This is a genomic window from Liquorilactobacillus satsumensis, assembly GCF_964065465.1.
Classification (GTDB): Bacteria; Bacillota; Bacilli; order Lactobacillales; family Lactobacillaceae; genus Liquorilactobacillus; species Liquorilactobacillus satsumensis.
Window position 1 is genome coordinate 380,542 of record NZ_OZ061606.1, and the last position, 22,506, is coordinate 403,047.

The following is a 22,506-nucleotide window of genomic DNA, read 5'->3' on the forward strand; positions in this document are numbered from 1 at the left end:
GGTCAGTCCTCCTTTTTATAAACCAATTTGCCGGAAACAAAGGTCATATAGGTTGCACCATAAACTTTTTCACCGGTAAACGGGGTGTTCTTTCCCTTTGAGAAATAACTGTCTTTTTGCAATTCAAATTCATGTTCTAAATCAAAAACCGCCAAATCAGCTGGCTTTCCAACAAACAATGCTCCGGCCTTACTCATTCCAAAACATTTCGCTGGTGCAATGCTCATCCAATCCAGTAATTGCTCGAGGCGTGCTTTGTGTTTTCTGACTAGCTGAGTATATAAAAGTGCAAATGCAGTTTCGCTTCCTGTAATTCCAAAGGCCGCATGACACATGCCGCCTTCCTTCTCCGCAGCAGCATGTGGCGCGTGATCGGTTGCAATCATATCGATGGTTCCATCTAAGAGTCCGGCTAATAAAGCCTCCCGATCTTGGACACTACGCAACGGGGGGTTCATTTTATAAAAGCCATCATCTGCTGGAATGTCTTCATCTGCCAACAATAAATGATGCGGTGCAACCTCACAAGTGACATTAATATGATGTGCTTTGGCCAAGCGGACCAGTTCAACACTTTGGCGTGTTGACAAGTGGCATGCGTGATAATGGACGCCAGTTTGTTGTGCCAGCACCAAGTCGCGTGCCAGTTGGCTGGATTCGCTTAGTCCCAGCATACCTGGCAAACCTAGTGCAGTCGCACGTGCACCCGCGTTCATCACACCTTTATTTTGCAAGAGTGAGTCATCTTCAATATGCTCCACTAGCGGCATATTCTCCGCCGCTGCGGCCTTCATTGCCGCATACATTGTACCTGCAGTTTGAATTCCACTGCCGTCATCACTAAAAGCAAAGGCGCCCGCAGCTTTTAAAGCCTTAAAATCATTGAGCTGCTTACCGGCGCGCTTTTGGGTAATAGCAGCATATTGTTTAACATGAACACATCCATCTGTGCGATTGCGTTTTTGCAAAGCATTTAAAAGTTCAGGTGTATCTGGAACAGGTGAAACATTTGGCATTGCACATACAGTCGTAAAGCCTCCATGTGCAGCTGCTTGCGTGCCTGTCTTAATAGTTTCTTTATACGTAAAACCAGGTTCACGATAATGAACATGCACATCAACTAGGCCAGGTGAAACCAGTTTGCCCTGCAAGTCGTATGTTTGACAGTCTGACGGTAAGAGTGCGGTCAGATCTGAACCCATCGCTGCAATTAAGCCATCCGCTAATAATAGATCTAAGCGTTGCAGCTGACCGCCTTGGTAGACAAGGCCATTTTTCAATAATAGTTTCTGTGAATTCATCCTATCGTCCTCCTAAGTGGCGCCCACGGATAACACTTTCCAGCATTGCCATCCGCATGAACACCCCATTTTGCATCTGGGTGGTAAACCTTGATTTAGGGGCTTCAACTAGACTTGAGCTCAATTCAACTCCCCGATTGATAGGACCTGGATGCATAATAATTGCTTTTTCTTTCAACTGCGCATAGCGCTTTTCCGTAAGCCCATATTTTGTATGGTAGGAAGCTGCAGAAAAATCCGCTTCAGCTTGATGCCGTTCGTGTTGGACCCGTAAAAGCATTACTACATCCATTTGCGGCAATACTTCGTCAAGCGGCCGATAAGTGCCATAGGCTGCAAATTCTTCAGAGTACCAGCAACGCGGTCCTGAAAAATAAAGCTGTGCTCCCAAGCGCTGTAGTAACTCCATATTACTGCGCGCTACACGTGAGTTGGTCAGATCGCCAACAATCACAACTTTTAGACCGGCAAAACTGCCAAACTGTTCAGCAATCGTCATCATATCTAATAAAGACTGTGAAGGATGCTGTCCGCTGCCATCACCTGCATTGACAATTCCCATCTCTAATTTTTGCGGCGGTGTCAATTCTACCAGGTCACGATAATACTCGTTTTGCGAATGTCGGATAACTGCAAGATTGACCCCTATCGACTCCAATGCCAATAACGTATCGTAGAGCGTTTCTCCCTTGCTAACAGAGCTTGTGGAAGGGTCAAAAGGAATTGTCTGCAAGCCTAATTTGCGTTCTGCCATTTCAAAGCTGCAATGCGTGCGCGTACTGTTTTCAAAAAAAAGGTTCGCCGCATACAACGGAGTTTCAAACTGCGGGACTGCGCCCCCATTTTTAAAGAACGTTGCCCGTGCAATCAACGATTCCACCTGTTCAACCTGCAACTTTTTGACCGTCAAAAAGTGTTGCAGTGTGACAATCTTTGCTACTTCCACCATTACTGTTCCTCCTTATTTTTCGCTGCTTGCTTTTACAGGCAGCACCAGATTCAAAACAATTCCGAAAAGTGTTGCTAATGCAATACTGGTTAACTGAAAGCTGCCAAGCTTAAGATAAGTTCCACCAATTCCAATAACTAAGATAACCGAGGTGATAATCAGGTTGCGTTTTAATTCGTAATTCACATGGTTATCAACTAAAATGCGTAAACCATTCGATGCAATCATTCCAAAGAGCAGAAAGCTGATTCCACCAATGACAGGTGAAGGAATTGACTGAATTAAGGCACTGACTTTACCCACAAAGCTAAACAAAATTGCAAAGAGTGCTGCGCCACCTAAAACCCAAACACTGTGAACCTTTGTCATCGCAAGCACTCCAATATTTTCACCATAGGAGGTAGTTGGCGGTCCACCCACAAAACCAGCAATTACTGAAGATAGACCATCGCCAAAGAGTGTCCGGTGCAATCCAGGATCTTTGAAGAAGTTGCGTTTGGTCAGCTTGTTTAAGACCATAATATGTCCCATATGCTCAGTCATTGTCACAAAAGCGATCGGTGCCATCCCAATGATTGCTGCAGGATACCATTTAAAATGATAGTTGATAAACATGACATTAAAAGCCGGTAATGAGAACCATTTTGCAGCTGCAACTGCCTGCAAATTCACGATTCCAATAGCAAGCGCCATCAGATAACCACAGATAATTCCTAACAGTACAGGAATCATACTGGAAAAGCCGCGTAAAAACATGTTGAAAATAATTGTGATTAGCAGTGTAAAAATGGCAACTCCGAAATACTTCAAATCGTAATTAGAATTTTTCAACATTGCATCATTTGCAGCTGTTGTTGCTAATGACAGTCCAATTACAATGATGATTGGTCCCACTACGACTGGTGGCAAGATGCGATCGACCCAAGCAGAACCAAAGCGGCCGATTAATAAAGAAACAATCACGTATACCAGTCCAGCTGAAATTGCTCCTTGACCAACAGCAGGATAACCATCAGCCTTCATCAGTGCCTGCATTGTCACAATAAAGGCAAAACTTGAGCCCAAGTAAGCCGGGATCTTGGCGTTAGTACACAAAATATAGACAAGCGTGCCGACACCGGAACTAAAAAGTGCAATACTCGGATTAATTCCTACTAAGAGTGGAACTAAAACTGTGGCGCCGAACATTGTAAATAAATGCTGAATCGAAAGTACCAGCCAATGGCCAAATTGTGGGCGGTCTCCAATATCCAGAATCGCCTCATCATTTCTAAACTTTTCTTTTTTGCCTGAATTCAAAATCGTTCTTCCTTTCCTATAAAAAAACCTGAATCATTTTTGATCCAGGTCAGCAAAGGATTTCTCACTGGCAGACTTACAGTGTCAGTGAAAATTCAAACCCTTTTGCTCTCTCTGGAGTCAATTAAATGGTCATTATTTGATTTTTTTAATCGCAATCGCATCTTTACCGTCAATTTCTTCAACTTCAACAGCGATTTGTTCATCAAGTGCGGTCGGAATATTTTTACCAACAAAGTCAGCTCTGATCGGTAATTCGCGGTGGCCTCGATCAACTAAAACTGCTACATTAATCTTTTGGGGACGTCCTTGGTCCATAAGTGCATCAAGCGCTGCTCTGACAGTTCTACCGGTAAACAGCACATCATCTACCAAGATGACCTGTTTGTCGGTGATATCCAACCCTAATTTTGCTGAATTAACAACTGGATCATGATGGTTGTCAATTTCATGACGATCATCTCGATAAAGCGAAATATCAAGTTCTCCAACTGGAACTGTGGCGCCTTCCAGTTGTTGCAACCGCTGCGCAATGCGCTTTGCCAGATAAATACCACGAGTCTTAATCCCGATGATAACTAGATCCTCGATCCCTTTATTCTTTTCGATAATCTCATACGTCATCCGTGTTAAAGCTCGTTTCATCGCCATTGAATCGACAATTTCTTTAGCCATGCCCTTCACTCCTTTTATAATTATCAAGTAACTATCCTATAAAAAAAGCCGCTTAGTCGAGTGACTAAGCGGTAGACTGCAGTCTTCTTCCGAGTTCTAAAAGACACTGCCTTCTTAGCCTCACGGGACTAATTTTAAAGGACGATCATTAATATTAATTTACTAATTTCGATCACTTTTGTCAAGTCGTTCCAATATCTTTTTAAAAATTGCAGGTGGTGGCACTTCAAACAGCAATTGTTTTCCGGAACGCGGATGCTTAAATCCCAGCTTACCGGCGTGCAGAAATTGACCGTGCCCCTTTAACGTTTTAGTTGGTCCGTACAAGGGATCCCCTGCCAGCGGATGCCCTATATACTTAAGGTGTACTCTGATCTGGTGGGTTCTCCCTGTCTCAAGAAAACATTTAATTAAGGTGTAGTTCTGGTAACGCCGTACAACAGAAAAGTGGGTTACCGCAGGACGTCCGTCTGCAACAACGGCCTGTTTCTTACGATCCTTTGGCGAACGTCCAAGCGGCGCATTGATGGTTCCTTTTTCTTCTTTAATAACACCGTGTACCAGTGCCAGGTATTCGCGTACATTACTTTTAGCTTTCAGTTGCGCAGCTAAACTGCGATGCGCAAAATCATTTTTGGCAACCATCAATAAACCTGATGTATCTTTATCAATGCGGTGCACAATTCCGGGACGAAATTCACCGTTAATTGTAGACAGCGGCGAATGCGCAAGTAAGGCATTCACCAAGGTGTGATCAGGATGCCCCGCAGAAGGATGGACAACCATTCCTTGGGGTTTATTAACCACTAAAACATCTGGATCTTCATAGACAACTTCCAAGGGAATCTTTTCAGGGGCTAGACTAATCTGCTTAATCGGCGGGGGCGTCAACTCCAATTCGTCTCCCAGATGAACCTGGTAATTGGGCTTAACAGTCTGACCATTAACCTGCAGCTGCCCACCGATGATCCATTGCTTCAACTGTGAACGTGAATATGTTGAAAACAGCGTAGCGGCGACTTTGTCGACCCGACCCGCTGTCAGCTCAATCTTTCTTTTTTCAACCACGAAATTCATCTCGCAGCATCACCAGTAGCAAAACAACAACTCCGACATTCAAAGCTGCATCTGCCACATTGAAAATTGGAAAGTTAATGAAGTCTAGTTGAAACATATCAACTACGTAACCTAAACGCAACCGGTCAATAAAATTCCCCAGTGTTCCGCCAATCATTAGGCTAATCCCGAGTGCGTAACCCCAATTTTTCCATAATTTTTTGAAAAAGTAGCCCAAAATTCCGAGTGCAATAATCGTAATCGCAAATAAGAACAGCTTCTGCCCCGTGAAGATATTCCATGCAGCACCATAATTTCGAATATGCGCAATCGAAAGGACGTGCGGTATAAAGTCGACACTCCGATCTAACGGAACACCGTTAACAACAAAAAATTTAATCAGCTGGTCCAATAAAACGACCGCAAAAATTAACAGAAAATAAAGTGCCACTATTAAAAGCCCCTCCTGCCCGTGCCTCAACACATTAATTGATTTCAAGGCTTAATTATACAACACTGTGCCGCAATCTTAAATATTAAAATGCAGCCGCCCACTATCCAGCTTTAAAAATCATCATTAAAACTAACAGGAGACGCTAACAAGACCGTTTGAAGTTTCGCAGCTTGGTACGGAGCGCTCACACTAATTTTTTGCTGGAAAGCTGCCCATTCTAGAGAATATTGACCACCAAAAAGCGGTCCAAATTCAGCGATTGGCAGACTAATATCAGCTGCTTGGGCAGCAGACCCGCATTTTTTAAAAGAAACGCAGCCATTTTTGGCACATAACCGCCAAAGACCATCATTTTGCGGTAACTGTGGATCAGTAACTGCTAAGCTAAGCTCACCGAAATCAAGCTTTTTAAAAGGATAATGCAGTATAAAGTCCCGCAAATTGATTATACGGACCATCATGAAGGACTTCACTTGAGCGCTTAAGGCAAGCGGCTCGTTTAACAACTGTCCACGATAAAGTGTTTCATCAGATTCAAAAATCAGCTGGTTAAGACTTTGCTTTTGTGCATGCAGCAATTGTAGTAAATTTTTTTCTGCAATAATATTTGTCACCAACCACTCCTTGACAACCCAAGACTCTTTCAGCTCTTGATAGAGAAAGTAACCTTCAAGCTGTTGCTGGGCATTTAGATAACAACCAACTTTAGTCCCCACTGCATGCAGATGTCCCCACCACCACTGAGGGCGCAGCAAACCGCCGCTTTTATGCGTCAATTGTTGCGCATAAAAAGGAGCTACTTTGTCTAAATACCGTGACAATGGTCCTGTTTGTAGACTGCCGCCAGTTGCTTGTTGCGATCTACTGACTAGTGGTGTTGGCAATTGGAGTTGCGCTGGGTCAATTGTATAGTATAAACGCTTGATTGCAGCTCCATAACCTAATCTGCGGTAAAAGGCATGTGAGAAGGGATCTAGATAGGATAGGGTTACACCTGCTTCTGCCATTTGTGCAAGTGCTGCTTGCAGTAGTTGAGTTGCACTCCCCTGTCCTCTGGCAAATGGTGCCGTCATCACTGAACCCACAGCCCCCATCTTATAGCTGACACCTTGAAAACTAACTTCAAAGCGCCACCAGGCAAGTCCACTCAATAATTGGCTGTTTTTAGTGATTCCAAGAACGGTACCGTTGGCATGCATCTCTAAGAAGCTTTTGCGAAACTGTGCGGTGTCTTCTTTTTTGAATACTTGGCAGAAAAGTTGATAAAAGCGGTCAAGGTCTTCAATGGTTGTAAGTTTTTTAGGTGCCATTGTTCTCTCCTTTTTAATGAAGTGCGACAAGCAGCGTTCAGCCGCCGCAGACTAAGTCCTGAATTACAAAGTAACCCGATCTTGGTTACGCGTAAGGCAGGCTTAGACGCAGGTGGTTGCTGGTTAGAGCACGTTAATAGGAAGTGCGCAAAAAGGCGCTAGGTTTTGAGGCTTAGCGTTGGATCACAGTGGTAACTGAACTTGTTACCGGTGTGATCCATGCTAAACACAAAAACCTGCCTTTTGGAACACGTTAAGATAGAAGTGCCGACAAGCGCCGGGAGACTTCGAGTACTAGCACTAAATTGCAAAGTAAACAGGCTGTGTCTATGTGTAATTTGTAGTTAGACACAAAAAATCGAGGACCGCCCTAAATGCAAGTTTTGCCGCAGTCCCCAAACCTATATCAATGTGTCTGTATCGGATAACCCAATTCAGTCAAACTGTCGCTTATTTTGCTCAGGCGCTACCTTGCCTATTCAACATAGAATGGATTTGAAATTACTAAGCGCTGGTCTGGATTTTCTTTGAAAGCACCCCAGGCTTCAATCCTGAAAGGTCCTGGAGTCAAAACAACCTCGGTCTTCAGCTCTGCTCCAAAAGCAGTACGTGAAAATTCCGCAATCACTTCTTCATTTTGCAGTAGTTTGATTTTTTTAATAGTCTCACCAAATTGCCTATTGAAATCGTCATCCTGATTTTGAAACTTAACTGCTAAATGATATGTTCCTTGCGTAATTGTCGCACCCATGAAAATCGCAGGCTGTTCTTTTGAACTAAGGCTCAGCTCCCATTTTGGACCTAAAGTTATATAGAAGTTACCTTGGCGAATACTGGCCTTAATGCTTTCTTCATCCAAATGCTCAACTCCCAGATAATTAACCGCCACATTCGCTGTTTCTTTCTTCGGTCGATGCCAATCACGCCCACAGCTGGCGGCAAGATGATGTCCCTGCCGTAACAGCTCTGACCAGAGTGTATATGCTTTTTGATTATAATCTTGCTCTTGCGGTGAATCACCATTTAAAATTTCGATAAAGTCAAAATTATCCCAATTTCTAACCAAAAAGTCCCAGTGACAGCCAGTACAGATTGGGCTGCCCAACTCATACGGATGGGCGATTCCTAAAACTGCTCCGGCTTCCTTATTTTTCTTAACCCACAGATCGATCTCAGTCGGCTTTGCATCATACCAATTAAGCGCCTCACGAACTCCTAACACCAACAAATGCCCATAAAAAGTCGTCCATTCAAGCGAATTATGCAGTAAAAAAACTGGTGTCGTTAAGCCTTTTTCCGCGATTTCAGCATATGCACTTAGCGTATTATGATCAGAAATACTGAGAATTTCATAATGACTTTTTGCGGCGGTATCTAAAAGTTGCGCGACTGTTTGATCTGCATCACTATGAACTGTATGCGTATGCCATTCAATACTGTAATAATTCATTGTGTTCCTCCAACTTGCTGAGGGTAAGCTGCACCTTGACTAATTCAGAAGCGATGCAATGCTGATGCAGGCTAATCTGCCACTGACCACTAATCACATCAGGTTTAAGATACCCCAATGACGAGTGTTCGGGCGACAGTAGAATCTGCTGTTGCGGTGCCTTATAGTGATGATTGCCTAAATAATGACCATCTTTTGCAGCTGAAATAGTTATCAGGTTCTGCAATGGCAGATACTGGGCAACATTCTGCGGCGCTGCAGATAAATCGGCTGCAAGCAATTCTGCTTTAATTAACCGTGTAGCACGCGCTGGTTCCACATTTTGTGGCGCATAAGCAAAGTCGATCAATAAGCCAACTGCAGCTGTCAGGGTGAACTTCACAGGAATTGTCGTCTTATCATCCTGAGGTCCCAATTCAAAGTGACGGGTCAAAATTGTTTTCAAATGCTCATCTCCACTTTTCTTGACGCAGATTAACTATCACATACACAATGGCTGAGAGACTGCACAGTAAAAATAAAATGACCGAAAGTGCAGCTGCTTTATTGTAATCCAAATATTGATTAAATTCTTTATACAAGACCACTCCCAACATTTGCGGATTGTTTCCTCCCATCAAAAATGGGGTTGTAAAAGAACCAACATTCGTCATGAAGACAAAAGCACCGGCAATAAAGAATTGCTTGTAAGTCGCTGGCAAAATGATTTTAAACAAAACCGTCCATTTATCAGCGCCGATATCACGAGCACTTTCAATCGATGCCTGTCTCACATTTGCGAGACTTGCAAGCAGTAACAAGGCCGCAAAAGGAATGTTGAACCATAGATTTACCATGATAAGTCCATTAGCCGAATACATCAGATTAGGATTAAAGGTAAATCCCAACGATTGAGCAATTCGGCTGAGCACACCCCCATTTCTGACCACGAGCATGATCGAGTAAACCGCAACTAAGCCGGGAATAAACTGTGGCAAAACGGTCAGTGCAACGACTGTCTTACTCAGACTATTATTGTTAAATCGAATATAAAGAGCCAGCATAAAGCCCAGCAGCAGTGCCAAAATAACGGTCATAACAGCCACAAACAACGTGTAACCAATGTTACCGAGTTGAACTTGATCAGTAAAAAAATAATGATAGTTATCTAATGTAAAGTGTGAAGTAACCTTATCTTTAAGCGACAGACTCAGCGATGTAACTACCGGGTAAACAATCAAAAGTAGAATTAGAAAAAAGGCCGGCAGAACATAAAGATAAGGCGTCCATTTTTTCTGCAGATCATCGCTTTTTTTCATTTGATTACTTTACTCCATTTCCAATTTCTGAATCCCATTTTTGGATCAATTGAGTTGCAAGATTTCCGGTACTAGAGAAGCGGAAGTCTTTTGCATTCAAGCCTTTGATGTACTTCAAATTATCAGAAGTAATTTCTTTTTGATCAATTACAGGGATTGCAGCCATCGTGTCAACTAAAATATTTTGAGCCTTTTTGCTGAGCATGAAATTCATTACAGCCTCTGCACCCTTCTTGTTTGAACCGATTGAAGGAATTACGAGACTGTCAAGGTTCCCCGTAAATGCAGGAGAAATTTGCGTCATCTTAACTGTTTTTGGCAATGTTCCTGCTGTCAATGCCATTGTAGTCATATCTTGCCATGCCGGAATCATTTCTACCTGACCATTAGCCAACAAGTCCATTGTGCCCTGATTTTTATTTGGATAAACAACTTTTCCACCTGACTTGTACATAGAACTATTCAATGATTTCAGCAGGGATAAGCCCTTGTTCCATTGATTAGCCCATTTAGTATCGCTTGAGGTTAATGCAGCCTTAGGTAAATAGTTGTAAACTGCAGTTTGTACAAAGGCGGCTCCAGCTCCACCGGATTCTGGTGTATTATAGGCGAATTTTCCAGGATTTGCTTTAATCCAAGCATAAAGTTCCTTAGCAGTCTTCGGTGGGTTTTTAACTTTAGCTGAATCGTATGCTAAAACAACTGTTGTCCCACGGTAAGGAACTAAATACCCTTTTCCAGCACTGATTGTTGCTTTATCGTTTTTAAGATTTGAGATTTGGCTTTTGTCGTACTTTTCAAAAATGCTTTTACCCCCAAGTTGAGTATACGCAGCATAATCTGAATCAGATGCCAAAATCAAATCATAATTTGTTTTCTTTTGACCAGCTTTCTTAGCTGCTACTAAGCGGTCTTGTAAACTTGCAGCGCTTGTTCCTGATAAGATGAACTCTAAATTCAAATGATATTTTTTACCTTCAGGGCTCGCATTAAAGGCCGAGACAATCTTGCTCATCCCATCCTTGACATTTTGTGATCCGCCTGCCCACAGAGTAACAGTGGTCTGTTTGACACTGCTTGAACTTGCCTTTTTTGAACTCGCACTTGAACTGCTGCAACCTGCTAACCCTGCTAAAAGCAGTACCCCTGCTGCAGCTGCTGTTGCTTTTTTCCAAAATTTCATCTTTCTACCCCTTTGTAAAATTCTGCATTTTTCTGACTTCAAAAAAAATCTCGGTTCCTTCTGGATAACTCTCAAAGGCATCTTTTTCAGCGAACAGAATGATTGTTTGCTCTATAAGCTTGACTGTCAGCTGTGAGTAATGCCCCATCTGTGTACTTTGCTGCACTGTTGCGTGAAAAGTATTTTCACCTGCTGCTTGCTCCGAAACCAGGCGCACATCCTCTGGTCTGAAGGCTTGAACCTCGTGACCATCGTCTGTAGTCAAGAAATTCATTTCACCAATAAAAGAAGCAACGTAAATATCTTTGGGATTATTGTAGATTTCGCTGGGGGTGCCCACCTGCACAATCTCACCTTTTTTCATGACTGCAATTCTGGTTGAAAGCATCATGGCCTCTTCTTGATCATGGGTAACAAAGATAATGGTAATCTGTAACCGACGTTGAATCTTCTTTAATTCTTCGCGCATCTGCACTCGAATCTTTGCATCAAGTGCAGAGTAGGGCTCATCTAAAAGTAAAATCTCCGGGCGCAATACTAAAGCTCGTCCAATGGCAACGCGTTGCTGCTGTCCCCCAGAAAGCTGCTGCGGATATTTCGCAGCCATGGCTTCAATCCCGAGCATCGTCAGCATTTCCATAATTTGTTGCTTTCTTTTTGTTTTGGAAATTTTACGCAGTTTAAGACCAAATTCCAGGTTCTCAAACACTGTCATTCTTTCCCAAAGATTGTAACCTTGAAAAACCATGATAGTCGGTCTTTTTTCTGGCGGTTGCCGCGTAACATCTTTCTCCGCAATCAAGATTTTTCCCGTGGTAACTTGTTCAAAACCGCCAATCGAACGCAGTAAAGTACTTTTACCACAACCTGAAGGACCTAACAAAGTTAGAATTTCACCGGAATTAACGGTTAAATTAATATCCTGAATTCCATCTCCATTTTCATACTTCTTGGAAAGACCTGCGATCCTAAGCTTGACTGTCATGCATCATCACTCTCTCATTTAATAAATAGTTGCTGTAGAAACGACTTTTTTCCAAAAAACTTGTAGCATAACCACAGAATCAAAATTGCCGGCAATACTAGCAAAAGTGCAAAGATCGCGCCGACCATCGGAGCTTGATCAAGAATAATACCGTACATCGCGGTCGCCATGGTCTTGACTTGCGGAAATCCAATCAGCAAAGTTCCCTGTGATTCGTCGAGTGCTCCTAAAAAGGTATACATTGCCGCCACCACGATTGCTGGCAGCGCACTCGGAAAAGTAATTGTAAAGAATGTCCGCAAGGGTCCTGCCCCTACATCACGGGCAGCTTCTTCTTGCTGCCGGTAAACATTTTGAAACGCGCCAGTCGGAATCCAAATCATAAAGATCATAGTGTTCAAGATGTTAATCAGCACTACCCCTGTTAGAGTTCCCATTAACTGCATTTTATAAAAAATTATTCCAATTGCGGTGTAGAGCCCAATTTTAGGGAAGGCATTTGAAAGTAAAAAAGAAAAGAGAAACAGGCTTCTACCCTTGAAATGATAACGTGCAATTGCATAAGCCGCAGGCAGACAGATCAGCATTGAAAAGAAAGTCGAAAGCGTTGCAACTAGAAAGGAATTGAAGAAAGCCTGCAGCAGATCACTTTGTGCAAAGACATTTTGCCACCAGGTAAAACCAAAACTTAACGGTAGCACATGCGGTGCTTGATACTTGTTGGCAAATGCAAGCATTAATGTATTGAGTAATGGTCCATACATAAAGAAAGCAAAGATAAACAATACTAAGAAATTCAGGATTAGTTTTTTCCTACTCAAGCTGTTTCATTCCCCTCAAAAATTCATAGTAAGCACTTGCTGCCACTGTAGTAACATTATCGACACCACAATCCAATAATGCCTTAATCTCACTAACATCTCCCGCGGTCCAGACTGAAAGTTTCAAATTCGTCGCCTTAAGTAATGCCAGATTAACGGGGTGTAGCAGCTGAAAAGGAAGATTAAGCCACACACAGCCCTCATCAACTGCTTCAAGCAACACCTTTTTGAAAAAATACTTATCTTTTAACATTCGTTCAAAAGAAGACTGCGGCAAAAGGGTTTCAATGTTACGCCAAACCAATCCTGGCCAGCGCTGCTGTTCACTAGCATTCAACTCCCCGGTTAAAACCAAGCGCTGCTCAAGTCCATATGTACCAGCCAACGCAACAACATGTGCTGCCAGATTAGGTTCCTTGAGGTCACAATTCAGCAACTTTTGTTCATTACTGCGACTAAAAGCAGCAAAAGCCTTTTTCAGCGTTAAGCCTCCTGTAAAAACTTGATCGTGCCCTAATAATAACTGCTGTTGTTCTTTATCCCATCTAACATCGATCTCCAAAGCAGCCACTGGCCACTGCGAAGCTTTTTCTAGAAACTGCACGCTGTTAGGAGTAAGCCCGTCGCTTCCAGAATGTGCTGTAATAATTTCAACCACCCCTTATTAGTTAGTCGTACGTACATCTTTTGATTATATATATCTAATGTAAATAATTAGGTATGATTTGAGTAAAAAGTTTGTAAAGTCTAGCTAAAAAAAGCCAATTAGGTTCTTTGTTTTAGTATTCACAAGCAATTAAGCAATTTGTAATAAGCAAATCTTTTGATTATACAATAGTTTACTTATAAAAAAAGTTTTCAGCTAATTTAAAAATATTTAATTAGTTTACTATTAATAAGCTCGCAAAATAAAAACAGTGCTCACATATTTTTTTAATTGCTAAGGCACGCTCTTGCACTCAGCCGCTGAATTTTTGGAAAAACAAAAAGAGCGCATCTACAAGCTCCAATTAAGCAGCTCATCCATGCGATCTTTTTTTAAAACTAGCTTATTTTTAATTTAATAAAGTCCAGAAACTGTGCCGTCGTCACTCAAATCCATCCCATTAGCTGCTGGGACTTTAGGCAATCCAGGCATCGTTAACACATTGCCTGTCAATGCCACGATAAAGCCCGCGCCTAACTTTGGCACAAATTCACGTACATGAATTGCAAAGTCTTTCGGTGCGCCCAAAGCTTTGGGATTATCAGACAATGAGTACTGGGTTTTGGCCATACATACAGGTAAACGATCCCAGCCAAACTCTGCGAAAGATTTTAACTGGCGTAATGCTTTAGGACTGTATACAACCTCCGTACCGCCGTAAATCTGGGTCACAATTTGTTCGATTTTTTCTTTAATCCCAGCATCTGCCTTATAAAGCGGCTTAAAAGTATGTTCTTCAGCACTTAATTCAACAACTTTGCGTGCAAGTTCAAGTGCACCTGCGCCGCCTTTGGCCCACACATCGGCTACTACGGCTGCGGTTTTATCCTGTGCACAAAGTTCTTGCAACTGCTGCAATTCTGCCGTGGTATCAGAAGTAAAGCGATTGATCGCAACTACAACCGGAATCCCATAGCGCTTCATATTAGCAACGTGCTTTTGTAAATTGGCATAACCTGCCCTTAAAGCAGTTAAATCTTCTGTTTTCAATTCTGACTTAGCCCGGCCACCATGCATCTTAAGCGCACGTACAGTAGCAACAATCACAATTGTATCCGGTGTTTTGCCTAAAACAGGTGCTTTAATATCAAGAAACTTCTCAGCACCTAGATCCGCCCCAAATCCAGCTTCCGTGAGCGTATAGTCAGCCAGCTCTAAACCTGTTCGGGTTGCCAGAACACTATTGCAGCCATGAGCGATATTAGCAAAAGGTCCCCCGTGTACGATTGCTGGGGTATGCGCCAGAGTCTGAACCAGATTAGGTTTGAGAGCATCTTTCAATAATAACGAAATGGCACCCGTCACCCCTAATTGAGCAACCGTCACAGGCTTCTTTTCAGCCGTATATCCGATGACAATTTGGCCAATTCGCCGTTTCAAATCAGCTAAATTCTTCGCCAAACAAAGAATTGCCATCAATTCACTGGCAACTGTAATATCGAAGCCATCTTCGCGGGGAATTCCTTGAGTAACTCCACCGATTCCAATAACGACATGGCGCAACGCCCGGTCATTAATATCCAAAACTCGTTTCCATTGAACACGCCTTTGGTCCAGATGCAACTGATTTCCCTGGTAGATATGGTTATCAATTAACGCTGCCAGTGTATTATTAGCAGTCGTTAGAGCATGCATGTCGCCAGTAAAATGCAAATTAATATCTTCCATTGGAACTACCTGCGAATAACCACCGCCTGTTGCTCCGCCTTTCATCCCCATCACGGGTCCTAATGAAGGTTCACGCAATGCAATTATTGCTTTTTTCTGCAAGAGGCTGAAAGCATCCCCTAAGCCAACCGTCACAGTCGACTTTCCTTCTCCTGCTGGGGTAGGGTTAATTGCAGTTACCAAAATCAGCTTGCCCTTTGTTTTCTGCGATCCAACTGGTAGCTTGATTTTTGCCTTATAGTCTCCGTACTGCTCAATTTGGCTGCTATCTAGGCCGATTTTAGCAGCGACTTCTGTGATTTTGTCCATCTTGGCCTGTTGCGCAATTTCAATATCGTTCAATGTCCAAGTTCCTCCCCATCTATAATAAATTCAGTATAACGCATAGTTCGTTTAGTGTCATTAAAAAATCGTTTTCCAGTCCTTTTAAAGGTTAAAAAAAGTAATTTCAACTATAAAACACGAACTTTTTAGTCCTTACTAATCAGATTATATAGCATTTGTTTCTTATTCTTTAACATGATAATTTTATACTGACGTTGGTCATCCCTAAAGGAGATTCCAGTCTTGCTTGAGGAAACATTACGAATCGTGTTTAATTTGATCTTTTTCGTATTCTGCGGCAAAACAGTGTGCAGAATCAGGAACTGCGAGTCTGGCGTAATTTCGACCCATCTTAAAAACAGCTGCAGCAAAACCGCAATTCCAAATAATATAAAAACGATTCCTGACCAAACTTGAAAAACTGTGATCTCAAGCCACAATAAAAAGCCTGCAAGGAGTATCATAAAGGTATATGACCAGCATGTAATTGCCATCGCAAAATCAGGTTGGTACCAAAATTTAGTTTTCATAAATAAAACACCTTTCTAGGAGTGATCGAACTGCTCAAATTATACACGGATGCAGCAACTAAAGGCAACCCTGGACCCAGCAGTGCTGGAATCCTAATTGTTGCTGCCCAAAAACAATATCAGTTTTCGCAACAGCTTCCCCCCAGCTCCAATCACGAAGCAGAATTTAATGCAGCTATTGCAGGCTGGAAAAAACTTGCCGAATTCGCCCAACCTGCCGAAACCATTCTCTTTTTCAGTGATAGCCGGATTGTGATGGATAGTCTTGCAAAAAAGTATTCCAAAAGCTATCCGCAACAATTGCAACAGCTATTAACACTGCAAGAAACCTTTCCGTTAGTCATCAATCGCTGGATCCCGGAAAAAGAAAATAAAGGCGCACACACTTTAGCTACTCAAGGGTTGCACAAATTAAAGTAAAACTGCTATGATCTTGCTGTTAATTAAAGCTGAGAACACCTTTAATTATACCCTTTCAATTAAAAAAAAGAGGAGAGTGTGACATAAGTCGGGAAAATTTGAGTACTAACTCGAAATTGCGAACATAGCGCGTACTTTGCGATGAGCAATTCGAAGTTAGACGGAGAATTTTGACTTATGGAACACGTTTATCCGGAATAAAAGCGGGCCTGTACCAAAATTTAACTTTTGGCACAGCCCCGCTCCGCGAAATCTTTACTACATACCTTTTCCGCTGATCTTAGTCCTTTGAATTTGGACGTTGACTGGCGGGATTTTTCTTACTTGGTCGCTGTCCCCAGTACTGAAAGAGGTCTGTTCTAAGAGAACCATTATAAAGTTTACGCCGCTTGGTGGCACGCTGACCATAGTAACTCTCAAACTGCAAATCGCTGGTCAGAATATACTTGCTCCAAGAAGTTAACGGCCGGTAGACATCTCCCATTTGGCGATAAAGCTCCCGCACCGCCTCTTGATCACTGAGTCGTTCACCGTACGGCGGATTAGCAACAATCACACCGTTTTGCTTAGTAGTCTTGAAATCTTTGACTGCTAATTGCTTAAAATGCACATTATGCAGTAACCCTGCCTCGCGTGCATTCAATCGTGCAATCTCAATCATCTTTCCATCGATATCGTAACCCGTGATATCCAATTCACGCTCATAATCTGCCTGTGCATCGGCAGCTGCCCGCAACTGTTCGGCCAATCCTTGAGGTACATTCGGCCAGCTTTCACAAATAAAATCACGATTAAATCCAGGTGCAATATTATGTCCGATTAGCGCAGCTTCCAGCGGAATAGTTCCTGACCCGCAAACTGGGTCAACGAATGGTTTTTCCGGATACCAATGTGCCAGTAGGACTAAGGCCGCGGCCATGTTTTCCTTTAAGGGAGCGGGTCCTTTTTCAATCCGATAGCCACGCTTAAACAAGCTGGAACCAGTTGTATCCAGTGTCAAAAGAACCATGTCCTTATTCAAGGCAACTTCCAACGGATACTTTGCACCAGTTTCAGGCAAGCGTGTCCGTCTATGGTATACGCTACTCATTTTGTCCACGATTGCTTTTTTGACGATCGATTGGACATCTGGCACACTAAAGAGTTTCGACTTCTGGGATTTACCCTCTACCGGAAAAGCTGCATCCAAAGGTAGATATTCATCCCACGGCAACGCATTGACGTGATCAAAAAGTTCAGTAAATGAGGTTGCCTTAAATTCTGCAATAATAATCTTGACACGATCTGCAGTTCGCAGCCACAAATTAGTTCGTAAAATATCCTCAAATGTTCCCTGAAAGCGTGCACGCCCGTTTTCGACTTGCGCCTCGTAACCTAAATGACGCAACTCATTTCCCACTAAGCCTTCAATTCCAGCAGCGGCAGTTGCCAGTAGTTTATATTTTTTCATTTTGTTCATCCCTCGTTTATTTTTCAAAAGAAAAAGGCTAGGAATATCCGAAAATACTCCTAGCCAGTCCTGTGATGAGTCCTCTATAAGCCACGTTCCGTACGTCATCTGGTTCAGGAAACCAGAATCGGTGGTAATCATCTATCTCCAGGCAAAATGCCTGCCCCCATGATTAGTTCATTTCCGTCATGAAGCGCCCCTACCAAAGTTTGGGTTACCTGCTCGCGGGGTTTACCTCGTTCCACCAATGCCATTTCTAACACTGCTTCGTCACTGTGGCACTTTCAAGACTACTCGAGCATAGCCGAAGCCTTAGCTCTTTTATCTGCCGTTACCCTAAGGTACCTTGCCTTATTTTTTCAGCAAGCACGATCACTACAAGCATCTCAGCTTGTGCAAGCTTGGACTTTCCTCAGCCTGCATAAAGCAGACCGCGATTACCAGAGAACATCATCAAATATGTCTCAGTTAATTAGAACCGACTGTCCTGATCGGCATCATCATTCAACTGAGCGCCAAACACATGACGCTCAAGGTTGGATAAGCGCTTCAAGATATCCATGTTCGTCACATTGGATGTTGGATGACTAACTTGACCGCTCTTTCCAACGGCAAGCTGTTTGGTCAACTCGTCAACCTTGCTAACCAAACGATCATTTTCCATCTGCAAGCGCTGTGTTTCTTTAGAATACGTTTCATAATCCTTAATTACATCATCAAGGAACTCATCTACATCTGCCGGATCATAGCCACGCATTTTAGGTTTGAAATTTTTGTTTACAATGTCTTTAGGCGTGAAATTTATCTTATCCACAGAAATGCACCTCGTATTCTCTAGAAAACTAACTTTACAACTCTGTTAATTATACCAGAGTTTTCACCTATTGCAAATCATTCTCGCTTTTTCTCTCAAAAAAATCACGCGCACTCGTTTCAAGCCAGTCCATGTCAACTAGCGTCAGCGTGTAATCATGCGTTTCTTGAAATTTTTTAATCGCGGAATAAGCATATTTGGCTTTTCCCTCATATTCAGGATCATACACCAATAAAGCGCCTTCTGTATGTGTCAGCATAAAATTTTGCCAATTGCGTAATTGTTGCGGATTATTGTATGGTGTTTGACTAACACTCGCAGAAAACGAAACCGCAGCTTTTAGCGCTTGAAACTTGCTTTGTTTATCTGCACGCCAATTTTTTTCAAATTCCTGATAGGGCTGCATCAACGCACTCTTTAATTCTGGGTAATCATTTTTAAGCTCCGTGACTGCCTCAAGCCCCCACTGTTCAATTCCCAACTGTCCTCCGGCTAGCACCCAGTCCAATCCATCAGCCATTTGCTGGATTAGACATTCTTTGAGCGTATTTTTGATAACTTCAACTTTGGGGTCAGAATCTTTGAAAATATTCAATTCATAACTACGATAACCGGTCAACCAGATTCTCATGGATGTCTTCCCTTCTAAACATAATTCCCAACCTATTATATGAAAATTTAGTACTAGCAGACAAGTTTCCTGTCCTTTTGCCAAGTTTGTATGTTGTTGGTATAATAAGTCGAATGGGAGGGATGGAAGTATGGTCATTAGATATCCAAACGGCCAGGACTACAACCCAAATTCTGCGGGACACGCCCGCAAAAATCAGCGTGATGTTATCTTTGGCAATCGTGGCATGTCACTGGAAGAAGAACTAAACCAAAGTAATCTTTATTACTTGCAGCAGCAAGTTGCAGTTATTCACAAGAAACCTGTGCCCATTCAAATAGTACAGGTTGATTATCCTAGACGCAGTGCTGCAGTCATTAAAGAGGCTTATTTCAAGCAGGCATCAACCACTGATTACAATGGAGTATATCACGGGTATTACCTTGATTTTGAGGCTAAGGAAACGCGTAATAAAACCTCGTTTCCGCTCAATAACTTTCACGAGCATCAAATCAATCATATGAAAGCCTGCGTCAGGCAAGCTGGAATCTGTTTTACCATTATTAAATTTTCGATAACTCAAGAGTTATTTCTGCTTCCTGCAGCGACTCTTTTTGAGTATTGGGATCAACAAACGCATGGGCGTAAATCGATCCCAAAGAAAATTATTGCAGACAGTGGTTTCGCAATTGCGTATCAGTTCCAACCACTAATTCCGTACTTAACCTGCGTTGACAAGCTGATTGAAAATCTTCGGAATGTAAAAGGAGCACATCATGAGTAATCAAGATCCAAAGCTTTCGCGCGTGGCGCGTCGCAAAAAGAGCACCAAGAAGACCAAACCCCGAAGTAAGTTCGGGAGAATCTTCAAAAGAACATTATTAACTTTATTAGTTGTCCTCGAAGTTGTGGTTGCTTTAGGAGCAACCGTCTTTTTCATTTATGCTAAGAGCGCTCCTGCCCTCACTGAAAAAGCACTTTCAAGTACCGGCTCGACGGTCATTTATGATTCTGAAGGTAAAAAAATTCTCAGCCTTGGTTCACAAAACCGCCAGTATGTCGAAAGTAAAAATATTCCACAAACTTTAAAAGACGCTGTCGTTTCAATTGAAGATCGGCGCTTCTACAAACACCATGGAGTTGACCCGGTCAGAATCCTCGGTGCAGCCGTCTCAAACGTTTCGCGGTCTTCTGGGTTACAAGGTGGTAGTACGCTAGATCAGCAATTGATCAAGTTATCATTTTTCTCTACTAAACGTTCCGATCAAACTTTCAAACGTAAAGCGCAGGAAGCTTGGCTCGCTTTGAAGATGGATAATACTTATAGTAAAGAACAAATCTTGACTTTCTACGTTAACAAAGTCTTTATGGGTGACAGTACTTACGGCATGCAAACTGCCGCTTATTATTACTATGGAAAATCACTGGCTAAGCTCGACTTGGCGCAAACTGCAATGATTGCAGGAATTCCAAATGCGCCTTCAAGCTATAATCCAATCTCAAATGCTACGCTTGCAACAAGTCGACGCAATGAGGTCTTAGATGCAATGGTCGCCAACAAAAAAATTACAAGCGCGCAAGCAAAACAGGCAAAACAAGAAGATGTTAAAAAAGATCTTGTCACAAATCACAGCGCTACTCAGACCAGCCAAAAAGCCAAGATCGCCGATTCTTATCTTAAGCAGGTTATTCAAGAAGCACGTGCTAAAGGTTATGATCCTTACAAGAACAGCCTTAAAATTTATACAAACCTGAATATGAAAGCACAGGAACGTCTCTATAATCTTGCTAATAACTCTTCTGCGATCTCTTATCCGGATAATAAGCTTCAAGTAGCTTCTACGGTTGTCGATCCTAATAACGGCAAAGTAGTCGCCATGATTGGTGGCCGCAAGACCGGTAATGTGACATACGGTCTCAATCGTGCTGTTCAAACGGATCGAACAAACGGCTCGACTGCAAAACCGTTGATGGATTACGGCCCAGCAATTGAATATCTCAGTTGGGCAACTTATCATCAGCTAAAAGATACTAGCTACGTCTATCCAGGAACCAGCATCGAACTTTCAGATTTTGATCACGAACATCTAGGCACAATGACAATGCGCAATGCCTTAATTCAGTCCCGGAATATCCCAGCAATCAGAGCGCTTGAGGCTGTTGGAATTACAAAAGCTCAAAACTTTGTCAGCAAGTTAGGGATGAAGTATAGCAAGACCCTTGAATTCCAAAACGGAATTGGTCTTCCTTCATCTACCTTGCAAAATGCAGCAGCTTATGCCGCCTTTGCCAATGGTGGAACTTATTATTCACCAACCTATATTAATAGTATTGAGACAGCTGATGGCGAAACAAAATCTTATTCAAGTTCTGGAAAGCAAGTTATGCAATCTTCAACTGCCTACATGATTACCGATATGCTTAAAGACGTAATCACAAGCAGTTCCGGAACTGGACGATATGCCAACATTAGCGGATTATATCAAGCTGGCAAAACAGGAACAAATAGTTACCCATCCGACGTTGCTTCTAAGTTCCCTTCTTCGGCTGATATGGATTCTTGGTTTAACGGTTATACAAAACACTATTCAATTTCGGTTTGGGTAGGCTATGATCACCCCTATGAATCTGGGAACTATCTGACTTCGTCATCATCGCGGATTGCGTCTTACTTCTATAAATACGCAATGGAATACCTTTCGGAAGGTAAAACTAATACTGATTGGGAAAAACCTAGCAATGTATACGTTAAAACTGTTAATGGTGTGCGTGAACTTTATCTTGCAGGCTCGCCTGAAACCACGACCTCGTCATCGGATTCAACCAGTTCGTCAAGCTCAAGTTCATCCAGTTCGAGTTCGTCGAGTTCAAGTTCATCCAGTTCGAGTTCGTCAAGTTCAAGTTCGTCAAGTTCGAGTTCGTCGAGTTCAAGTTCATCGAGTTCGAGTTCGTCGAGTTCAAGTTCACAACCTTCTTCAAGCAGCTCATCGTCGCAGAGTTCTCAGACCACTTCGGAGAGTCCTTCTAGCAGCGAATCTTCGTCATCTTCATCTTCGTCGAGTTCTGAAGAGCAAAATGGCCAATAAAGCCTCAATTTCATAAATAGAAAAGTTCGAGACAAAAGTGAAGTGCCCCATAATTGTTAGACAAACAAATCTAACGATTATGGGGCACTTCACTTTTGTCACACTCTCTTGCTATTA

22 protein-coding genes and 1 other RNA gene are annotated in these 22,506 nt (G+C 42.5%); 3 read left to right on the forward strand and 20 right to left on the reverse strand.

Features of this window, described 5'->3' with window-relative positions; translation table 11 throughout:
- Positions 1 to 2: 2 nt before the first annotated feature.
- From AB3Y88_RS01770 to AB3Y88_RS01845, 16 genes are all read right to left on the reverse strand, one after another.
- Positions 3 to 1,301 (reverse strand): dihydroorotase, encoded by a 1,299-nt coding sequence (locus tag AB3Y88_RS01770; protein ID WP_228888913.1) that lies wholly within the window; start codon positions 1,299 to 1,301, stop codon positions 3 to 5.
- Between the two features lies 1 nt (position 1,302).
- Positions 1,303 to 2,250, reverse strand: coding sequence for an aspartate carbamoyltransferase catalytic subunit (locus tag AB3Y88_RS01775; protein WP_228888912.1), 948 nt, complete (start codon positions 2,248 to 2,250; stop codon positions 1,303 to 1,305).
- Between the two features lie 12 nt (positions 2,251 to 2,262).
- Complete coding sequence (locus tag AB3Y88_RS01780) at positions 2,263 to 3,549, reverse strand: solute carrier family 23 protein (protein WP_315972240.1); 1,287 nt, start codon at positions 3,547 to 3,549, stop codon at positions 2,263 to 2,265.
- 135 nt (positions 3,550 to 3,684) lie between these two features.
- Complete coding sequence (gene pyrR, locus AB3Y88_RS01785; RefSeq protein WP_054756014.1) at positions 3,685 to 4,224, reverse strand: bifunctional pyr operon transcriptional regulator/uracil phosphoribosyltransferase PyrR; 540 nt, start codon at positions 4,222 to 4,224, stop codon at positions 3,685 to 3,687.
- 162 nt (positions 4,225 to 4,386) lie between these two features.
- Positions 4,387 to 5,301, reverse strand: a complete 915-nt coding sequence (locus tag AB3Y88_RS01790; protein ID WP_056960085.1) for an RluA family pseudouridine synthase — start codon at positions 5,299 to 5,301, stop codon at positions 4,387 to 4,389.
- On the reverse strand, positions 5,285 to 5,731 hold the full coding sequence (gene lspA / locus AB3Y88_RS01795; RefSeq protein WP_056960082.1) for a signal peptidase II: 447 nt from the start codon (positions 5,729 to 5,731) through the stop codon (positions 5,285 to 5,287). The genes AB3Y88_RS01790 and lspA overlap by 17 nt, the downstream gene beginning before the upstream one ends.
- Positions 5,732 to 5,844: 113 nt before the next feature.
- Positions 5,845 to 7,044 (reverse strand): enhanced intracellular survival protein Eis, encoded by a 1,200-nt coding sequence (gene eis / locus AB3Y88_RS01800; RefSeq protein WP_228888909.1) that lies wholly within the window; start codon positions 7,042 to 7,044, stop codon positions 5,845 to 5,847.
- 475 nt (positions 7,045 to 7,519) lie between these two features.
- Positions 7,520 to 8,494 carry a CehA/McbA family metallohydrolase gene (locus AB3Y88_RS01805; protein ID WP_054756006.1) on the reverse strand — a complete coding sequence of 325 codons (975 nt, stop codon included), beginning with the start codon at positions 8,492 to 8,494 and terminating at the stop codon, positions 7,520 to 7,522.
- Positions 8,475 to 8,939, reverse strand: coding sequence for a hypothetical protein (locus tag AB3Y88_RS01810; RefSeq protein ID WP_054756004.1), 465 nt, complete (start codon positions 8,937 to 8,939; stop codon positions 8,475 to 8,477). The genes AB3Y88_RS01805 and AB3Y88_RS01810 overlap by 20 nt, the downstream gene beginning before the upstream one ends.
- Before the next feature lie 4 nt (positions 8,940 to 8,943).
- A complete protein-coding gene (locus tag AB3Y88_RS01815; RefSeq protein ID WP_228888907.1) occupies positions 8,944 to 9,792 on the reverse strand; it encodes an ABC transporter permease in 849 nt (282 codons plus the stop codon).
- Between the two features lie 4 nt (positions 9,793 to 9,796).
- Positions 9,797 to 10,975, reverse strand: coding sequence for an extracellular solute-binding protein (locus tag AB3Y88_RS01820; protein WP_056960076.1), 1,179 nt, complete (start codon positions 10,973 to 10,975; stop codon positions 9,797 to 9,799).
- A gap of 4 nt (positions 10,976 to 10,979) precedes the next feature.
- Positions 10,980 to 11,960 (reverse strand): ABC transporter ATP-binding protein, encoded by a 981-nt coding sequence (locus AB3Y88_RS01825; protein ID WP_056960074.1) that lies wholly within the window; start codon positions 11,958 to 11,960, stop codon positions 10,980 to 10,982.
- Positions 11,961 to 11,974: 14 nt separating this feature from the next.
- The gene (locus AB3Y88_RS01830) at positions 11,975 to 12,781 is read right to left on the reverse strand and encodes an ABC transporter permease (RefSeq protein WP_056960072.1); all 807 of its coding nucleotides are present in this window, start codon (positions 12,779 to 12,781) and stop codon (positions 11,975 to 11,977) included.
- Positions 12,774 to 13,439 (reverse strand): glycerophosphodiester phosphodiesterase, encoded by a 666-nt coding sequence (locus tag AB3Y88_RS01835; RefSeq protein ID WP_228888904.1) that lies wholly within the window; start codon positions 13,437 to 13,439, stop codon positions 12,774 to 12,776. The genes AB3Y88_RS01830 and AB3Y88_RS01835 overlap by 8 nt, the downstream gene beginning before the upstream one ends.
- A gap of 402 nt (positions 13,440 to 13,841) precedes the next feature.
- Entirely contained in the window at positions 13,842 to 15,497 is a 1,656-nt protein-coding gene (locus AB3Y88_RS01840; protein ID WP_228887747.1) for a formate--tetrahydrofolate ligase, read from the reverse strand.
- A 128-nt stretch (positions 15,498 to 15,625) separates the two neighbouring features.
- Entirely contained in the window at positions 15,626 to 16,009 is a 384-nt protein-coding gene (locus tag AB3Y88_RS01845; RefSeq protein WP_054755999.1) for an EbsA family protein, read from the reverse strand.
- A 30-nt stretch (positions 16,010 to 16,039) separates the two neighbouring features.
- Between AB3Y88_RS01845 and AB3Y88_RS01850 the strand changes: the two genes are divergently transcribed.
- Positions 16,040 to 16,429, forward strand: coding sequence for a ribonuclease HI family protein (locus tag AB3Y88_RS01850; protein WP_056960120.1), 390 nt, complete (start codon positions 16,040 to 16,042; stop codon positions 16,427 to 16,429).
- 280 nt (positions 16,430 to 16,709) lie between these two features.
- Here the strand turns inward: AB3Y88_RS01850 and AB3Y88_RS01855 are convergent, their stop codons facing one another.
- The 4 genes from AB3Y88_RS01855 to AB3Y88_RS01870 all read right to left on the reverse strand — a co-directional run bounded on the left by AB3Y88_RS01855 (position 16,710) and on the right by AB3Y88_RS01870 (position 19,324).
- Entirely contained in the window at positions 16,710 to 17,879 is a 1,170-nt protein-coding gene (locus AB3Y88_RS01855; RefSeq protein ID WP_056960066.1) for a class I SAM-dependent RNA methyltransferase, read from the reverse strand.
- An 81-nt stretch (positions 17,880 to 17,960) separates the two neighbouring features.
- Positions 17,961 to 18,328: RNase P RNA component class B (gene rnpB, locus AB3Y88_RS01860), an RNA gene on the reverse strand.
- Between the two features lie 23 nt (positions 18,329 to 18,351).
- Entirely contained in the window at positions 18,352 to 18,693 is a 342-nt protein-coding gene (gene gpsB, locus AB3Y88_RS01865; RefSeq protein WP_054755996.1) for a cell division regulator GpsB, read from the reverse strand.
- A gap of 67 nt (positions 18,694 to 18,760) precedes the next feature.
- The gene (locus AB3Y88_RS01870) at positions 18,761 to 19,324 is read right to left on the reverse strand and encodes a DUF1273 domain-containing protein (protein ID WP_228887748.1); all 564 of its coding nucleotides are present in this window, start codon (positions 19,322 to 19,324) and stop codon (positions 18,761 to 18,763) included.
- 130 nt (positions 19,325 to 19,454) lie between these two features.
- On the opposite strand from AB3Y88_RS01870, the gene recU reads away from it, so the two are divergent.
- Together recU and AB3Y88_RS01880 are read left to right on the forward strand one after the other, a co-directional pair.
- On the forward strand, positions 19,455 to 20,087 hold the full coding sequence (gene recU / locus AB3Y88_RS01875; RefSeq protein WP_054755995.1) for a Holliday junction resolvase RecU: 633 nt from the start codon (positions 19,455 to 19,457) through the stop codon (positions 20,085 to 20,087).
- Positions 20,077 to 22,389: a transglycosylase domain-containing protein gene (locus AB3Y88_RS01880; RefSeq protein WP_228887845.1), complete on the forward strand. Its 2,313-nt coding sequence runs from the start codon at positions 20,077 to 20,079 to the stop codon at positions 22,387 to 22,389. The genes recU and AB3Y88_RS01880 overlap by 11 nt, the downstream gene beginning before the upstream one ends.
- Positions 22,390 to 22,506: the final 117 nt, after the last annotated feature.

What these genes read in the sequence shown, in the direction of transcription:
- AB3Y88_RS01770 (WP_228888913.1), bottom strand. Translation starts at nt 1,301, where the DNA reads ATGAATTCACAGAAACTATTATTGAAAAATGGCCTTGTCTACCAAGGC.
- AB3Y88_RS01775 (WP_228888912.1), bottom strand. Translation starts at nt 2,250, where the DNA reads ATGGTGGAAGTAGCAAAGATTGTCACACTGCAACACTTTTTGACGGTC.
- pyrR (WP_054756014.1), bottom strand. Translation starts at nt 4,224, where the DNA reads ATGGCTAAAGAAATTGTCGATTCAATGGCGATGAAACGAGCTTTAACA.
- AB3Y88_RS01790 (WP_056960085.1), bottom strand. Translation starts at nt 5,301, where the DNA reads ATGAATTTCGTGGTTGAAAAAAGAAAGATTGAGCTGACAGCGGGTCGG.
- eis (WP_228888909.1), bottom strand. Translation starts at nt 7,044, where the DNA reads ATGGCACCTAAAAAACTTACAACCATTGAAGACCTTGACCGCTTTTAT.
- AB3Y88_RS01805 (WP_054756006.1), bottom strand. Translation starts at nt 8,494, where the DNA reads ATGAATTATTACAGTATTGAATGGCATACGCATACAGTTCATAGTGAT.
- AB3Y88_RS01815 (WP_228888907.1), bottom strand. Translation starts at nt 9,792, where the DNA reads ATGAAAAAAAGCGATGATCTGCAGAAAAAATGGACGCCTTATCTTTAT.
- AB3Y88_RS01820 (WP_056960076.1), bottom strand. Translation starts at nt 10,975, where the DNA reads ATGAAATTTTGGAAAAAAGCAACAGCAGCTGCAGCAGGGGTACTGCTT.
- AB3Y88_RS01825 (WP_056960074.1), bottom strand. Translation starts at nt 11,960, where the DNA reads ATGACAGTCAAGCTTAGGATCGCAGGTCTTTCCAAGAAGTATGAAAAT.
- AB3Y88_RS01845 (WP_054755999.1), bottom strand. Translation starts at nt 16,009, where the DNA reads ATGAAAACTAAATTTTGGTACCAACCTGATTTTGCGATGGCAATTACA.
- AB3Y88_RS01855 (WP_056960066.1), bottom strand. Translation starts at nt 17,879, where the DNA reads ATGAAAAAATATAAACTACTGGCAACTGCCGCTGCTGGAATTGAAGGC.
- AB3Y88_RS01870 (WP_228887748.1), bottom strand. Translation starts at nt 19,324, where the DNA reads ATGAGAATCTGGTTGACCGGTTATCGTAGTTATGAATTGAATATTTTC.
- recU (WP_054755995.1), top strand. Translation starts at nt 19,455, where the DNA reads ATGGTCATTAGATATCCAAACGGCCAGGACTACAACCCAAATTCTGCG.